Annotated in this window: 14 protein-coding genes; 2 read left to right on the top strand and 12 right to left on the bottom strand. The window is 34.5% G+C overall.

The annotated features are described in order from the left end of the window. Positions 1–65: 65 nt before the first annotated feature. Positions 66–1,427: a TrpB-like pyridoxal phosphate-dependent enzyme gene (locus ACONDI_RS06855; RefSeq protein WP_241080722.1), complete on the top strand. Its 1,362-nt coding sequence runs from the start codon at positions 66–68 to the stop codon at positions 1,425–1,427. Positions 1,428–1,540: 113 nt separating this feature from the next. Here ACONDI_RS06855 and menA read toward each other — a convergent pair whose 3' ends face one another. The 5 genes from menA to ACONDI_RS06880 all read right to left on the bottom strand — a co-directional run bounded on the left by menA (position 1,541) and on the right by ACONDI_RS06880 (position 7,616). After that, positions 1,541–2,428: a 1,4-dihydroxy-2-naphthoate octaprenyltransferase gene (gene menA / locus ACONDI_RS06860; protein ID WP_241080723.1), complete on the bottom strand. Its 888-nt coding sequence runs from the start codon at positions 2,426–2,428 to the stop codon at positions 1,541–1,543. 164 nt (positions 2,429–2,592) lie between these two features. Further along, the gene (locus ACONDI_RS06865; protein ID WP_241080724.1) at positions 2,593–3,852 is read right to left on the bottom strand and encodes an efflux RND transporter periplasmic adaptor subunit; all 1,260 of its coding nucleotides are present in this window, start codon (positions 3,850–3,852) and stop codon (positions 2,593–2,595) included. 21 nt (positions 3,853–3,873) lie between these two features. After that, positions 3,874–6,255, bottom strand: a complete 2,382-nt coding sequence (locus ACONDI_RS06870; protein WP_241080725.1) for an FtsX-like permease family protein — start codon at positions 6,253–6,255, stop codon at positions 3,874–3,876. Beyond that, the gene (locus tag ACONDI_RS06875; RefSeq protein ID WP_241080726.1) at positions 6,255–6,965 is read right to left on the bottom strand and encodes an ABC transporter ATP-binding protein; all 711 of its coding nucleotides are present in this window, start codon (positions 6,963–6,965) and stop codon (positions 6,255–6,257) included. Before ACONDI_RS06875 ends, ACONDI_RS06870 begins: the two co-directional genes overlap by 1 nt. 33 nt (positions 6,966–6,998) lie before the next feature. Further along, positions 6,999–7,616, bottom strand: a complete 618-nt coding sequence (locus tag ACONDI_RS06880) for a TetR/AcrR family transcriptional regulator (RefSeq protein ID WP_241080727.1) — start codon at positions 7,614–7,616, stop codon at positions 6,999–7,001. Between the two features lie 220 nt (positions 7,617–7,836). Between ACONDI_RS06880 and ACONDI_RS06885 the strand changes: the two genes are divergently transcribed. Next, a complete protein-coding gene (locus tag ACONDI_RS06885) occupies positions 7,837–8,259 on the top strand; it encodes a gamma-glutamylcyclotransferase family protein (protein WP_241080728.1) in 423 nt (140 codons plus the stop codon). Between the two features lie 2 nt (positions 8,260–8,261). Here the strand turns inward: ACONDI_RS06885 and ACONDI_RS06890 are convergent, their stop codons facing one another. The 7 genes from ACONDI_RS06890 to ACONDI_RS06920 form a co-directional block, all read right to left on the bottom strand. Beyond that, positions 8,262–8,618, bottom strand: coding sequence for a hypothetical protein (locus ACONDI_RS06890; protein WP_241080729.1), 357 nt, complete (start codon positions 8,616–8,618; stop codon positions 8,262–8,264). A 126-nt stretch (positions 8,619–8,744) separates the two neighbouring features. After that, a complete protein-coding gene (locus tag ACONDI_RS06895) occupies positions 8,745–10,697 on the bottom strand; it encodes a phosphodiester glycosidase family protein (protein WP_241080730.1) in 1,953 nt (650 codons plus the stop codon). Positions 10,698–10,945: 248 nt separating this feature from the next. Then, on the bottom strand, positions 10,946–11,524 hold the full coding sequence (locus tag ACONDI_RS06900) for an indolepyruvate oxidoreductase subunit beta (RefSeq protein WP_241080731.1): 579 nt from the start codon (positions 11,522–11,524) through the stop codon (positions 10,946–10,948). Then, positions 11,517–13,277, bottom strand: a complete 1,761-nt coding sequence (gene iorA, locus ACONDI_RS06905; RefSeq protein WP_241080732.1) for an indolepyruvate ferredoxin oxidoreductase subunit alpha — start codon at positions 13,275–13,277, stop codon at positions 11,517–11,519. Before iorA ends, ACONDI_RS06900 begins: the two co-directional genes overlap by 8 nt. Positions 13,278–13,336: 59 nt before the next feature. After that, entirely contained in the window at positions 13,337–14,611 is a 1,275-nt protein-coding gene (locus ACONDI_RS06910; RefSeq protein ID WP_420848187.1) for a phenylacetate--CoA ligase family protein, read from the bottom strand. A gap of 204 nt (positions 14,612–14,815) precedes the next feature. Then, positions 14,816–15,358, bottom strand: a complete 543-nt coding sequence (locus tag ACONDI_RS06915) for a carbonic anhydrase (protein ID WP_241080734.1) — start codon at positions 15,356–15,358, stop codon at positions 14,816–14,818. Positions 15,359–15,475: 117 nt separating this feature from the next. Next, positions 15,476–16,114, bottom strand: coding sequence for a cation diffusion facilitator family transporter (locus tag ACONDI_RS06920; RefSeq protein ID WP_241080735.1), 639 nt, complete (start codon positions 16,112–16,114; stop codon positions 15,476–15,478). Positions 16,115–16,140 lie beyond the last annotated feature (26 nt).

Genomic DNA, 16,140 nt, shown 5'->3' on the forward strand with positions numbered 1-16,140 from the left:
TTCATTTGTTAACAACCGTGGTAAAATAGAAGTGTTGAAAAATTATCGATAGGAGGACTTCAAAAATGAAAGAACATAGAATATTTCTACCTCAAAACGAGATACCTACCAAATGGTATAATATTCAAGCAGACATGCCAAGTCCAATGAAGCCACCCCTTAACCCAGAAACCAAAGAACCTATTAAACCACAGGATCTTGAAGCTGTTTTTCCTATGAATCTTATTGAACAAGAGCTATCAACAGAAAGATGGATAGATATACCAGAAGAAGTTCTGGACAAGTTACTCCTTTGGAGACCTACACCATTACAAAGAGCTTATGGCTTAGAAAAATATCTTGACACTCCTGCAAAAATTTATTTTAAAGACGAAGGTATAAGTCCTGCAGGAAGTCACAAACCTAACACGGCTATTGCACAAGCTTATTATAACAAGGAATTTGGAATAAAAAAGCTAACCACTGAAACAGGTGCCGGTCAGTGGGGAAGTGCATTAAGTCTTGGCTGTTCATTATTTGGACTCGAATGTAAAGTATATATGGTAAGAGTAAGTTATGACCAAAAACCTTATCGCCGTATGCTCATGCAGCTTTGGGGCGGCAACTGTATCCCTAGTCCAAGTAACGAAACTTCTTTTGGAAGAAAAATTCTAGAAGAAGACCCTGATTGCCCTGGAAGCCTTGGAATGGCAATTAGTGAAGCTATAGAAGAGGCTGTTAGTGATGATGATACCCGCTACTCTTTGGGCAGTGTACTAAATCATGTAATGCTTCACCAAACTGTAATTGGACTTGAAGCGAAAAAACAGCTCAAATCTATAGAAGAATACCCTGACGTAGTAGTAGGATGTGTAGGTGGCGGTAGCAATTTTGCCGGGATAGCCTTTCCATTCATTAAAGATAAAATAGAAGGAACCGATGTAACCATAGTAGGTTCTGAGCCAAGTGCTTGTCCAACATTAAGCAGAGCTCCATTCGGTTATGATTTTGGAGATACTGCAGGGACAACTCCTTTACTACCAATGCATACTTTGGGGCACGAATTTATGCCTCCTCCAGTTCATGCTGGTGGCTTACGTTATCACGGTTCTGCTCCCCTTGTTAGTCAGCTTACTGAAGATGGGTTGATCGATGCCCGTAATTACAACCAACTTCAAAGTTACCAAGCAGGGGTAAATTGGGCCAGAGCACAAGGTAGTGTTGTAGCTCCAGAAACTACTCATGCCCTCGCGGCAGTTTTTGAAGAAGCAATCAAAGCAAGAGAGGAAGGCAAAGAGAAAACGATCCTGTTTAATTTGAGTGGACACGGTTTGATGGATTTAACAGGCTATGATGCTTATTTAAAAGGTAATTTAAAAGACATACATTTAACAAATGAAGAGCTAAGAAAAGGACAGGAAACTATATCTAAATATCCAAAACCGTAAAACAAAGCTTCTAGTTAATACAATTCAGTTTAATACAATTCACTAAAAAACGGCTGCCACTATGACAGCCGTTTTTTACTTTTATTCATTTATTCTTCTGCTAATTTCCTGAGTTAACTTAAAGCCAAAAAAGTTATTGAAAATACGTATACCAAGCCAAAGTTAAGATGAAGCTTGGCTGTTAATAAGTCTACTGGTACTAATTCTTTGGGGCTAGAATCTTTTATAAAGTAAGTTAGTTTGACTGCGGTTGGCCATGTAATTAATGTAATCAAAATAAATGGAGAAAGAACACCTATTATTACGTACAAAATAATTAAAAAGTAGGCCCCATGTACTAGTATGTAATAAAACATTTTTGCTTTTTTTTCACCAAGGAGCATGGATAGAGTTTTGATTCCTACTTTATTATCATGTTGTATATCTCTCAGGTCATTAGAGTGTAAAATAGCTGTCACAAGTAATCCTATTGGTAAAGCAGCAAGTATTACCTGTATAGAGTGGTTTTGTACCTGGATGTAATAAGAACCCCACACCATTAGTGGGCCCATCATTAAAAATACAAGAGGAGCACCAAGAGCCCTGTACTTCAGTGAAAATGGTCTTCCTGTGTATCCATAACTACCTAATAAACCAATAATTATTAATACCGCCATAAACTTCCCACCGACTAAAACAAAATAAACCCCAACAAGGGCTGCAACGCTAAAGCAAAAATAAGCAAGTTTTAAAGTTTGTTGTGGAGATATTTCTTTTTGGACAAGCATACCTGTTGAAGAACCAGGAATATCAACACCTTCCATATAATCAAAATAATCATTAATAGTGTTAGTAGCACCATGAACCATAATACCACCAAGTATCGTTAATATAAATATCCCGGGATGAAAAAACCCTTCATAATAGGCAAAAACACCTCCGAAAATAACGGGGACAAGAGAGGCTGTAAAGGCCCATGGCCGGGTAGCTTTAAAATATAATTTAAAATTTTTATAATTCATCCAAACACCTCACGATATACTTACTGATATCTTCCATTATATCCTTTTTCTAAATTTTAAATACATAAAATATGCTTAAAACAAAAAAAGCGAATCAACTACAGTATTATACTGTGTTAATTCGCTTAATATAACTTAAAATTCTATTATGACCTTTATTCTTATTATTCTTTAATAATATTAGAAACTCTAGTTCCAACATCAATTCCTTCTGCTTGCGGATCTATAACTATAAGATCTCCACTCTCCAAGCCATCTGTGATAACTACATCCTGCCTGGTTTCTAAACCTTTACTAACCTCTCTAACTTCTATTATCCCGTCCTCTACAACAAAAACAGCATCTTCGCCCTCATAAGAAAACATTGCACTATTTGGAACAACCAGTTGATCTGACAGTTCCTGTGTTGTAAATTCTACATCTAGTTTGTACCCAGGCGCAACATAGAGATCTTTTGGTATCTCAGGTAATATAGTTATTTTCACCCTTTCTTCTTCGAGTCCAAGAGGCGAAAGATCTTCTCGAGCATACGGAGCTATATCTTTAACTTTTCCTGTAAACTCCTTATCCTCACCACTCAGTTCTAAAGTCAAATTCACTTCCATATTTTCTGTTATATCATAAACATCACGAGTTAAAACTCTGGTTTCTAATCTATAATCACCATTATAAAATAAATTCATCGCTGGTACCTCTGGACTAATTGTACTTCCTTCTTTTGCTTCTAGGTCAGTTATTATTCCGGTTTGTGGGGCATAAATACGATAGTAATTTTCTTTTTGGTGACTTATAAAGTTTATTTGTGAATTGATAGCACTTTTCCTAGCTTCTAAAATCTCTTTACTACCTGCTTGTGGCTCGTAGGATTCTTCTATTAGTTCTATATTTTTCTTTTGATTTTCTAGATTATATACTGCTTCGTTTACTAGGTTATCAGCCTCCTCTAACTCCTGCTCTGAAACAAAACCACTATCATAAAGGGATTTAATTCTTTCATAATTGTTTTTTGCGTATTCTTTTCCTTCTTTTGCATGTTTAACACCTAAATCTAAGCTTTCAAGCTCTGCGTCCCCCGGCTCTTGTTCAAGCTTCTTTGCTTCTCCATCTATAGCTCTTAAGTTTGCCCTTAATTCATTAATTGAATAATCTAGTTCGCTATCATCCAAAACAATAAGCAACTCTCCTTTTTGGACCCTATCTCCCTCTTCTACCTTTAACTCATCTACTCTTGTGCTAACCATCGAGTGAACAGTACCTTCTTCCGGGGATTTAACTACACCTTCTTCACTGAAGCTTTCTTTAACGTCTTTGTAGTCTAACTTTTTTACCTCTACTTCATCTCCTCCAATAGCTTGAACAGTTATAATTCCAGCTGCTACTATCAACAGAGCAGCACCCAAAATTATTTTCCATTTCTTTTTCATTAACTCCCCTCCCACTTACATTTATTCTCGAGATTTTAATACATCTACCAAGCTCAAATTCTTTACTCTTCTAAGGGCGAATCTTTGTGCTATCCAAATTGACAATGCAGTAAGTAACACAGCAACAGCCAAAGACATAATCGAAATATCTGATGGTATGATGTAATGGTCAGTACTTAACTCCTCTGATAAACTCCACTGCATTATTTTTGCAAGAGGTACTGCTGCCAATATAGCAAAAAAGCTTATAAACCACTGTTCAAAAGTAATTACAGCAAAAACTTCCTTTGATGTCATTCCAAGAACCCTCATTGAAGCAAGCTCTCTGCTCCTTTCTGACAAAATAATAAAACTTGAACTATATATTATAGCAAAACCTATTATTATTCCTACAAATACGTAAATATAAATGACACTACCGAACATATCCAAGAGTTCTTCTGTTTGCTTAATCCGTTCTGCTCTAGCATCAACTCCTGTAACTATTTCACTCTCTCTGTATTTATTTCTTAAATCTGATATACTGGCTGTATCATTTTTATCGTCAGTATTAATCAAAAATGAAGTTGCTAAACTCCCCTGATCTAGAACCTCATCCAAAGCATTTATCTCCAAATAGGCGTTCATTCCAAGGTACTGGGGAATTATTTTGCTAACTTTTATATCTTTTTTTTCGTCATTATTTCTAAAATAAGGACTTTCAAGTTCGATTGTAGAACCTACAGAAACATCTAATTTTTGCGCTAGTCTCTCAGAAAGTATAAGACCCTTTGCAGTTGGTGTGACACGTCTGCTGTCAGAATCTAAGATATTATAAAGCCTAGTGTTTTCTTTTAAACCAATGAGCAAAACGTTTTCCTCGTTCCACAAATAAGACAAAGTTACTGGAACTTCGCTCATCGGCTCTATTCTGGTGATTTCATCATGATTTCTCAATTCTCTTTCAACCAACACCCTGTTCATTGGGTTTGCTAGATTGATTTTTGCGTCATACACCTCAATTTCTTCATACTGACGTAAGGTCAACTTATCAACCATATCATTCAGAGACCAGGTCATGGCCACGATAGAACAGCTTAACATTATTCCAATAAACATAAAAATACTTCTGCTTCTATTTCTAGACAGGTTTCTAATCGCCATTTTACCCTGAATGGTGAGCATATTCCAAAAAAAACTTATTCTTTCCAGAAGGGTTTTTCCTTTAAAAACAGGCGCTGGAGGTCTCATTGCTTCTGCTGGTTTTAATTTTAATGAATATTTGCACCCCTGATATCCCGCTATCAAAAAAACTATAAGGGATAGCAACAACCCTAATAACAGGTAATAGTATGAAAACCTCTCATACATTTCGGGTACATTAAAAAATTCAAGAAGTAAACTCGTTAGAGGTGTAGCAGAGATAATCCCTAGTGTACCTCCTATAATTCCACCTAAACTACCGATTAACAAAGCATAAGATATATAATGAGTTACTATCTCTTTATTTGTGTAACCAAAAGCTTTCAAAATACCTATCTGGCCTCTTTGCTGTTCTACAAGTCTTTTAAGCATGATATATATAATGATAGCTGCTATTCCCAAGAACAATAATGGAAGTGCTGTCGAAACTCTTTCGAGCATAGCAACTTCTTCACTTAACATCATGTGACTTGTGTGTTCGTCTCTAGAATACGTCCTCTTTACACCATATCCATCTAACTCACTTTCTAGCCTCTCACTTACTAAATCAGAGTTTGCATTATCCTCTACTGTAAAAACCAAGTTATTAACTCTATTGCTTTTATCAGGAAATAAATTACCGGCATCATCTAATGATAGAAAAGCAATTCCAAACTGTTCTGGATTTGGGAACAAATCAGTCTCGTTTCTCAAAGGATAAGTAAACTCCGGACTCATTCCAACACCTTGAATGTGAAGCTCCCTTATTTTACCTGAAGCTATCACTTCAATTACATCGTTTAATTCTAGATTGTTAGCATCATAAAACTGATTGTCTATTATTATATTAAGGCCTTCCCTATCAAGAGCTTCGCCATTAAGTAGCCTAACATCATTTAATCTATCTGTTTTTGAAGTATCAAAAAAAACAAGTTTTAAATAGATACTTTCCTCTCTATCTTCATCATTAACTCTCAGCTCCTCAATAAGACGACCATTTATTTCTTTTACTCCTTCTATATTATTTAACCTTTCAACACTAGATCTGGGCATTGAATCAAGTTCAACAAAACCATCAGAAAAATTTTGTTCTGTATAAAATGTTTCTTTAGAAAGGTTCAAGTTATCACTCAAAATTGAAAAAGAGGTAAATACAATTAAGCCTATAATAACTATAATAAGGCATGCAAGATACGATCCTTTGTTAGACCAAATATCTCGAATCATTTTTTTCCAAAGCATTACCAGCTCACCTTCTCGGGTGGTAGTGGTTTTTCATTCACCACTACTTTTTCAACCAAACCATCTTTCAGAGAAAAAACTCGGTCAGCCATGTTGCTAATAGCTTCATTATGGGTAATTATGACTACAGTCTTATTGTAGGTATCACAGAAACTTCGAAGCAGTTTAAGTATCTGAATACCAGTAGGCAGGTCCAAAGCTCCTGTAGGTTCGTCACATAGTAGCATACGCGGATTTTTGACAAGGGCTCTTGCTATAGCTACTCTCTGCTGCTCTCCTCCAGAAAGCTGCGAAGGAAAGTGATCTCTACGATCAAAAAGCCCTACCTGCCGGAGTAATTCATCAACCTGAAATGGTTCATTTGCAATTTGTACTGATAGATCAATATTTTCATAAGCCGTAAGATTAGGCATCAGATTATAAAATTGAAAAATAAATCCAACTTCGTTACGTCTAAAATATGTCAATTCTCTTTCACTAGCTTTGTGAAGGGGCTTATCTCCATAATAAAGTTCACCTTCACTTGCCATATCCATTCCACCAACAATATTAATCAATGTACTTTTGCCAGAACCACTTGGTCCAAGTACAACTACTAATTCCCCATCATATAAACTAAAATCAACTCCTCTTAAAGCATAAACCGTAACTTCGCCCATTTTGTATTTCATTTTAACACTTTTAGCTACAATCAAAGGAGATTTTGTCATAAAATCAATTTCCTTTCTAAAGAAATAGATTTCTTAATCTTTGTTTCCTGCTATCCCATACATAAAAAAGTCCGTCAAATCATCCAAAATATGTTCTTTTGAAATATTTAGCATCTCATCAGAAAATTTGACTTCTTTCTTGTTAGACCAATCTTTAAAATTAGTATACATCCATAAAGCTAAAAATTGACCCAGAGCAAATATCAGAAAATTTCTTGAACGTTTAATCTCTCCCATACTCTTCATATCCCCAATTAACTTTGTTAATTTTCCTTCGTTCGTTAAAAGAAAGTCCATATACTGATTCTTCATCTTATCTGAATAGGGTAGTTCATTAAAAATAATTCGAAAAGTATCATAATTTTCGACAAAAAGATTTAGCCTTAATTCTAAGCCTTTATACATTATATCCCGTAGGTTATAGGCTTCAGTAAAAATTTTGTGTTCAGCAATATCTATCATATTTTCAAAAATTGGTTTAACACACTCCATCATCAGTTCTTCTTTGTTTTCAAAATGTCTATAAATTGTTCCTTCAGATATTCCAGCAGATTTAGCAATTTCAGCCGTTGTTGCACCTTTAAAACCTCTCCTAGCGAATAGAGTCCTTGCAGATTCTATAATACTTTTTTTTGTATTTGTCTCATTCAAATAAACCCCTCCATTATTTCAAGCTAAAAAATACAAGCTAAAACTTCGAAAGTCGTAGATTATTGTAGATTCTTACTAAGTGTAAGTGAGTATTTACTTACATAATATATTAAAGGCATCTACAATGTCAATCACTTTAAAAATTAATTTCTATAATTTATAATATATAATGTGGTTAAGTAATTTCAAATATTTGCATATCTGTGGAGGCTTGATTCTATTGACAAATAGACATAATAATGAACTACCATTTTTTGTATATGGCACATTAAGAAGAGATCAACATAACTATGAGCGATATTTTAATAATAAAACAGAAAAAGAAAAAACTGCATGGATTAAAGGTAGCTTATATAACTATGGGAATTTGCCTGCGTATTTACCCCAAGGGGAGACCTGGATAAGAGGAGATTTGATCTACATAAAACCAAAATATTATCAGGAAGTTCTAACAGAGGTGGATTTCTTAGAAGGATATGAACCCTCATCAGAAGGTACTAGCCTCTACCTCAGAAGAAATCACAAAGTAACAACAGAAAATGATGAAAAAGTAGAAGCGTGGATATATATATTTAATTATCCTGTAAGCGAAAAACTAATGACTAAAATTGACTCAGGAGACTGGAACAGTCCTTTGGAATAATTTCATAATCCAGTTAATTTAACTATTTGGTCCACAGCTTCCCTTTGCTCTTTATTAAAATCATAATAATAACTTAACAAAAACTCCAACTGTTTTTGCGTAACTTTTCTAAAAAAACTTTCGTCATCTATATTATACATGCTGGTTTCCATAGAATAAACATTGTCTTCAGTAATTCGAATATATCCTTCTTTTTCTAAAATATAATCAGCATTTATATTGCCTCTGCTATTAATATTGTATTTTTCAATTATATCCTCAGCTAGATTTCTGTGTCCACAAGGCTTACAAGAATAAAATTTTCCATGGGGTGTTAACCAGCCGCATATTTGTTGATCACTATTTTGAAGATTTTTCATAAGAGCTATCCCCCTATTTTTAAGTTAATTGCGAATTTTCTTTCGATTCAAATTATAACATGACCGAACAGGCAAAAACACCCCAAAATAAATACTTTGGAGTGTTTTTGCCTGTTTTTCTTTATTTTATGATATTACTAATGCATTTCCAATGTTTCTTAAAGTTGCACCTGAGGGATGATTTATTATTTCATCTTCTAGCCACATCATTGTAGAGCCTCCACCATCTAGATTTAAGGCGGACTTAACACCTAAATCTTTTAAGTACTCTGCTAGTTCCTCTAACTCAAACCCTATACTTTTGGTTGGTGCTCTACCATCCACTGTTATAAGTAATATTTCATCATCTGGAAGTATTCCAATAGCAGTACGTGGATTTCTACCAGTACTAATATTGTCTGCTACTTTTTCTTCTTCTGTTTTGACATTAATCTCACCATCAGAAATCAACCCAGGACCAGCCCCGATAGCAAAAGAGATGTTCTCTAGTGTAAGTTCTGGCTCTAGATCCCATTCAAGTTTTATTTCGTCATCTTCTTTTATAATATCCCAATCATCATCGTTTTTTTCATCCACGGATATAACGTAACCATCTTCAGGTATTTTGCTATCTCCGTAATTTATTTCTTTAACTTTGCCATCAACCACTACAAATTCTTTATGCCCTTTATCATTTTCATCAGGTGTGCCGGTTTTTTCTCCATATTCTCTAGTGTATACAATAACACGTCCTTCGCCTCTGGTTCTATTAAAGTGATAAATGTTAAGTTCAAATTCACCATCATTTATTATAGCTTTATGATCATCACCCATATCTATTTGTTTTATTTCTGCTTTATTTGTTTCCCCGTCCATAATAAAAGCGCTGCTAGAATTACGCGGATGAGTTATTAAACGACCATTTTTTATTGTTAAACCTAAAGGATCACCCTGCCAGTGAAAATATCCACCATTAATAGCTGCTACTGCTTCTTTTCTTTTGGCTATCTCCTCTATACTTTCAAGTCCTTTGATTTCATCTTGTGCCAGTACCAAGTCAAGCTCTAAATCACTTTCTTCAGGATCAAAATATAACTTGTTTATGTTTAAGGGCCCATCTCTCACACCTTTGAATATGTTTCTTGATAATAAACCAGCTTCTAATTCTTTTTCTTTTTTCACTTCTTTAAATTCTCTAAAGATATTAAACTCAAGCTTATTTTCAGCATCTAGTAGATCATAATATTCAAAGTTATTCTCGGGGATAGGATATTTAAGCCGAAAAGTTAGTTTATTTATATTTAATTCTTCATTGTCCTCATAATCATCCGAAACATCATCAATTTCGTCTAAATCCAGTGGCTCTACTACTATCTCCTCTAATAACGGATCATTAAACTGATCTATTAATTTGTAATACTTTTCTCCAGTAAAGTAAAAATTAATTTCATTATCTTCAAATTCTACATCCAAAAGTTTTTGTTCTTCTTTATACACATGCTCGTCTACTGTTTGAAAATCTTCAATATTTAGTTCAACTCTGATCTTTTCATCTTCTAAGTCTATATCAAAATCAGGTTGTTCATATTTTTCTTCTTTTTCTTTTTTTTCATCTTCTTTCTCTTCTTCTTTTTCGTATTTTGGAGTTAGATCAACACTTCGTGATTCTTCATTCCATTTTACATCATATTCAAACCACTCTGCTAAAAATCTCAAAGGTGCATAAGACCTATCATTCTCAATAAATACTGGAGAATCCGTCTCTGTCTCCTTATCATTAACTATAACATATTCATTATCAATCCACATGCTAATTTCTAAATTATCATATGAAATTATTATACGTCTATCCTCTGGCTTAAACTTAACATCTGCTCCCAAGGTTTCAGCTAAATTTCTAACAGGAGCATATGTCCTATCATCTCTTATAATAGGCTCTAACTCTTTGCTTACTTCTTCATCTTCTATGTATATTACAATATCGTTTTTTTGATCATTATTATTTTCTTTATTTGCAGCATTGTCTTCAGCTAAAACAAAACCAGTTGATAAAAATAGCATAATAATTGCTGAAATGGTTATTGTTGTTAGTTTTTTCAATTAAATAAGTCCACCTCCGTTATTTTGTAATTTATTTATATTAGACGTCTAATTTAGAAAAAAGTTCGCTTTAATAGGATTCTTTTCTCTTTATAAATATATTCAAAATTTATAGCAATTAAATTAACCAAAAAACCCCTTTAACCAGAAATATCCTTAGTTTAAAAGGGGTTTATTGAGAAAACCATTTTTAATACTTGATTCTGGTGCAAAATGAGTAGACTTTTTGCACTAGAATTTTACTTAAATTAAGTATGATTATAACCTAACATGAATGCTTCTTTATTTGGCTCAATTATTTTTTCAGGTATAATACTTTCAAGGGCTCTAACCCAGTAATTTTTCTCAAATTCTAACTGTCTGGCAAGCACTCCTAACAGGACAACATTAACTGTTTTTTCATTTCCAGCCTGTTCAGCTAATTTTAGCGCATCAACTTCTAAAGTTTTATCAACGTTTTTCTTTAATCTATTTATTATATTGTCAGGGTATTCTTGGTATCCTGATATTACGGGTACGGGGCTGATTACCTGTGTATTAACTACAGCCATCCCGCCCTCTCTTAAATACCCAAGCCAACGCCAGGCTTCTAATTGTTCAAAAGCAAGTATAACATCTGCTTGTCCTTTCTGAATAAGCGGAGAATAAACCTTATCTCCCATTCTGAGGTGAGTAACAACGCTACCTCCTCTTTGGGCCATTCCATGCACTTCAGAGATTTTGACCTCTAAATTATTATCCTGAGCAACGTGGGCTAAAATTCTACTGGCCAATATGGTTCCCTGTCCGCCGACTCCAACAAGTAAAATGTCAGATCCTTTATTCATTTGTATCACCTGCTTTCTTGATAGCACCCTTTTTACATACCTGTTCACATAAACTGCAGCCAGTACACATGGTTTTTTCTACTTGAACTTTTTCTTCTTCAACATCATTCATTAGAGCAGGACAACCAAGGTTCAGACAAAGTTTGCAATAGACACATTTATCCTCATCAACAACATAAGGTGTATCCTTTTTTCTTTCTAATAGAGCACATGGCTTTCTAAAAATTATTACAGAGGGTTCTGATATGTTCACCTCTTCTTGGACAATTTCTTTTGTCTTTTCTAAGTTTGAAGGATCAGCAATAGTTACACGGTCAACGCCCATAGCTTTTACAACTTCACTAAGACTTGCAGCTTTGGTCTCTTCTCCTTTTAGAGTTTTTCCTGTGCCAGGATGATCTTGATGTCCTGTCATGGCCGTTGTTCTGTTATCAAGAATTATTATAGTTGATGATCCAAGATTGTATGCCACATCCAAGGTGCCTGTTAAGCCAGAGTGAAAATACGTTGAGTCGCCAATAACTGCTACTATTTTACCTTTTAGCTCTGGATTAGCCTTTTCCATTCCAAGGGCTTTTCCAATGCTTGCCCCCATACAAACACAGCTATCTATAGACTCCAAAGGTGGGAGACAACCAAGAGTATAACAACCTATATCTCCAGTAACTATAAGTTTTAATTTTTTGAGAGTATAAAAGACTCCTCTATGTGAGCAACCAGGACACATAACGGGAGGCCTGGCTGGAATTTCATCCTCATCATAATCACTTAATTGAATAGTTTCAAATTCTTTTTCACCTTTTATTTTTTCCTGAATCATAGATGCGCTTATTTCACCGTTTAGAGGAAATACTTCCTTGCCAATAACTTCTATCCCCATTGCTTTTATCTTTTCTTCCATATATGGTTCTAATTCTTCAACAACATATAATTTGTTAACTTTGCTTGCAAATTCTTTAATTAATTTTTCAGGTAAAGGATGTGTAAAACCAAGCTTCAAACAAGAAGAACCAGGCAAAGCCTCTTTAACATATTGATAACATATTCCAGATGTTATTATTCCAATATCTTTGTCTCCCCACTCGATTTGGTTCAAACTAGAATTTTCACTAAAGCTTTTCATATCGACAAGTTTGTTTTCAAGTACTTCATGTCTTTTCCTTCCATACGCAGGTATCATTACATATTTTTCTTTGTCTTTATTGTATTCTTTTAAGTTGCCCTCATTAGGTTCTTCTAAATTAACTCCTGTCAGTGCATGAGATATCCTGGTAGTAACCCGAAGCATCACCGGAAGATCAAATCTCTCACTAATATCAAGAGCTTTACCTACATAGTCTTTCGCCTCTTGACTATCAGATGGTTCTAGTAAGGGTATTTTAGCAAATTTTGCGAAACGTCGATTATCCTGTTCATTTTGAGAACTGTGCATACCAGGGTCGTCAGCTGATACGAGTACCAACCCCCCATTAACACCTGTATATGACAGAGTCATCAAAGGATCTGCCGCCACATTTACCCCAACATGTTTCATTGCCACAAGGGTTCTAGCTCCACCAATAGAAGCTCCAATCCCTACTTCTAATGCTACTTTTTCGTTAGATGACCACTGGGCATATATATCCTCATACTCTGCAACATTTTGCAAGATTTCTGTACTAGGAGTTCCTGGATAAGCAGCAGCAACCTTGACGCCACTTTCAAAAGCACCACGGGCGATAGCTTCATTCCCGGATAACAAAGTATAGTTCATCTTTTCCCCTCCAAACAGCATTGATTGCTAGTTATTTTCTTTATAAAGAAATATCTCTTTTAGACATTTAGTGTTCTTTTATCAATAACACGTTTAGCCTTTCCTTCTGTTCTTTCAATTGTTTTTGGTTCCACAAGTTTTACTTTAACATCAATAGTCAAAACAGAGTTTAACTTCTTTCTAATTTTGTTTTCCATAGCTTTTATATCCAAGCCACCTGCATATAATTCCTCTTCTAGTTCAACAACTACACTCAAATCGTCAAGATGTCCTTTTTTGTCAACTATTATTTGATAGTGCGGTGCAATTCCTTTAACACCCATAAGTACACTTTCTATTTGTGAAGGAAATACATTTACACCTCTGATAATTATCATATCATCAGTTCTGCCAGTTACTTTGTTCATTCTAGCTGAGGTACGACCACATTCACACGGCTCGTCCCATAGGGTAGATATATCTTTGGTTCTGTAGCGAATTACAGGCAAACCTTCTTTTGTAATAGTTGTAAATACTAGTTCACCTTCTTCTCCAGGTTCTAAATTTTCTCCGGTTTCTGGATCAATAATCTCTGGAATGAAATGGTCCTCTGCTATATGAAGTCCTTTGAAGGACGGACATTCTCCAGATACTCCAGGTCCAATTATTTCACTAAGACCATAATTATCTGACGGAGTTATATCTAATTTTGCTTTAAGCTGTTCTCTCATATTTTCCGTCCATGGCTCAGCTCCAAAAAGACCTAATCTTATGTTCAAATTCTGCCTACTATATTCTGATTCTTCCAAAACTTCTGCCATATAAAGTGCATATGAAGGCGTACAAGCTAAAACTGTAGCACCCAAATCTTCCATCAACATAATTTGCCTGCTGGTATTACCAACAGAGGCAGGAATTATAGCAGCTCCTATTTTTTCGAGACCATAATGAAAACCAAGACCTCCAGTAAATAAACCATAACCATAACTAACCTGTACTACATCATCTTTAGTGACTCCAGCCTGAGTAGCCATTCTAGCAATCAGTTCTCCCCAGACTTCTAAGTCATGTTTAGTATAGCCAACAACTGTTGGTTTCCCGGTAGTACCCGATGAAGCGTGAGTCCTGTTAATTTCGGATAATGGCGCGGCAAATAATCCGTATGGATAATTTTCTCTCAAAGCATCTTTGGTAGTAAAAGGCAACTTGTGTAGGTCATCTACTCCTTTAATATCCCCGGGCTCTATACCTCTCTCGTCAAAAAGTTTGCGGTAATACGGAACATTGTTATAAACCCTATAAACCACATTTCTTAATCTTTTTGATTGAAGTTTCTTAAGTTCTTCTCTGTCCATACATTCATACTTTTCGTTCCAAATTAAACCCGACAAAACCAGACTCTCCTTTCCCTAACAATAAAAGTTTTATTTCAGAATTATTACTAATGTTAAGTAAATTATTACATTTTACCCTAAAAAATTCGCCCCTACCCCCCTATTTCCTTTTAAAGATTTTATCACAAAACTTACTGATTGCGAAGTCTAAATTTTATATAATGATCAATCTTCAACAACTTGGTACAGTAATTTATCCTCTATGCTATAAAATAACGGTGCTATTAAAATCGGAGGAAATATTGATTTTAATCTTTTTGACTCTTTAAAAACAAATTCTATTTCATTTTCAATTTCAAACTTAGGAGCATATTTATCAAAATGGTCTGTTGCCTGCTCTTCACTCCAACCTCCATTATCAACCAACCCTTTAACAAAATCATCTTTTTTTAATAATAGATCAACCATCCCACAATCATTATGAGCTATTAGGGCAACAGCATTCACTTTTCCAAGAGCAATAGTAAATGAAATTTTAAATTCAACCTCCATCATATTACTTCCACCGGTTCTAATAACATAAGCAAAATTCTCCGGCATATTAATGCTTTTTCTGTTATCCATACACATACCTATCAATAGTGAACCAGGTTTATAGGAAAGTTCTTGTTTTCCCAAGTTATGATGTTCTAAAAGCACTCCAACCGGAGTATTCAGGTAATCAGGCATTATATCCCTTCTCTTAACAACAGGCATTAGCGAAGGCAAATAAGCCACCTCCTTATTTTTAGTATTTGAAAATTAAGAAATTTTAGATAAATGATATTAACTTCAGATTCTTTTGCGATTGGATAAATTCCTGCACTATTAAAAGATAAAATAAAATTAATCAAAGAAAACACCTATCGATTCTGAAAAAACTTTAATAGCTGAAAATAGTATAAAAGCAGCTACTATCACAGAGCCTATTGGATCTATATATAAATGCCAGTGATAAGATTCAAAAATTTTAGAAGTAATCAAAGTGATAACTACGCTGGCATCTACCATCGTTTTTGAACGATATAATCTTCTTTGAGCTTCAATAATTGGACTTGACTCTTCTTTAGAAAATTTAGTATGTCTTCTCCAAAAGTAGCTATTTATTATAACTCCAAAAACAGCTAGCAAAAGGCCTGGGATTATCCATCCTACTGGTTTAGGTGACATAAACTCTTCAATAGTATTAATCGAGATAAGAATAAATGAAAAAAACATAACAAAAGAAATAAGAAGACCTGAAACATTTTCTAATTTGGATGTAAAATAAACAGGCTTAATATTAGATTTTTTATTAATTTTGACAAATATTAACCAGGAAATGAACATACTAAGTAGTTCTGTACTACGACGAAATAGATCTGCAAAAATAGTAGCAGATCCACTAACAATATAAGCATAAACTGTAATAGAAGAACCGATTAAACTTATTATCCAGGCCACGCGAAAAGTCTTTTCTTTTTTATAATAATCATTATCTTTCAATAATAAAAATTCCTTTCCACACAAAT

It is taken from the genome of Natranaerofaba carboxydovora (assembly GCF_022539405.1).
In the GTDB taxonomy this organism is placed as follows: domain Bacteria; phylum Bacillota; class Natranaerobiia; order Natranaerobiales; family Natranaerofabaceae; genus Natranaerofaba; species Natranaerofaba carboxydovora.

Excerpts from the sequence above, each read along its gene's own strand:
- ACONDI_RS06855 (WP_241080722.1), top strand. The coding sequence starts at position 66 with ATGAAAGAACATAGAATATTTCTACCTCAAAACGAGATACCTACCAAA.
- ACONDI_RS06910 (WP_420848187.1), bottom strand. The coding sequence starts at position 14,611 with ATGGACAGAGAAGAACTTAAGAAACTTCAATCAAAAAGATTAAGAAAT.
- ACONDI_RS06900 (WP_241080731.1), bottom strand. The coding sequence starts at position 11,524 with ATGAATAAAGGATCTGACATTTTACTTGTTGGAGTCGGCGGACAGGGA.
- ACONDI_RS06865 (WP_241080724.1), bottom strand. The coding sequence starts at position 3,852 with ATGAAAAAGAAATGGAAAATAATTTTGGGTGCTGCTCTGTTGATAGTA.
- iorA (WP_241080732.1), bottom strand. The coding sequence starts at position 13,277 with ATGAACTATACTTTGTTATCCGGGAATGAAGCTATCGCCCGTGGTGCT.
- ACONDI_RS06875 (WP_241080726.1), bottom strand. The coding sequence starts at position 6,965 with ATGACAAAATCTCCTTTGATTGTAGCTAAAAGTGTTAAAATGAAATAC.
- menA (WP_241080723.1), bottom strand. The coding sequence starts at position 2,428 with ATGAATTATAAAAATTTTAAATTATATTTTAAAGCTACCCGGCCATGG.
- ACONDI_RS06890 (WP_241080729.1), bottom strand. The coding sequence starts at position 8,618 with ATGAAAAATCTTCAAAATAGTGATCAACAAATATGCGGCTGGTTAACA.
- ACONDI_RS06870 (WP_241080725.1), bottom strand. The coding sequence starts at position 6,255 with ATGCTTTGGAAAAAAATGATTCGAGATATTTGGTCTAACAAAGGATCG.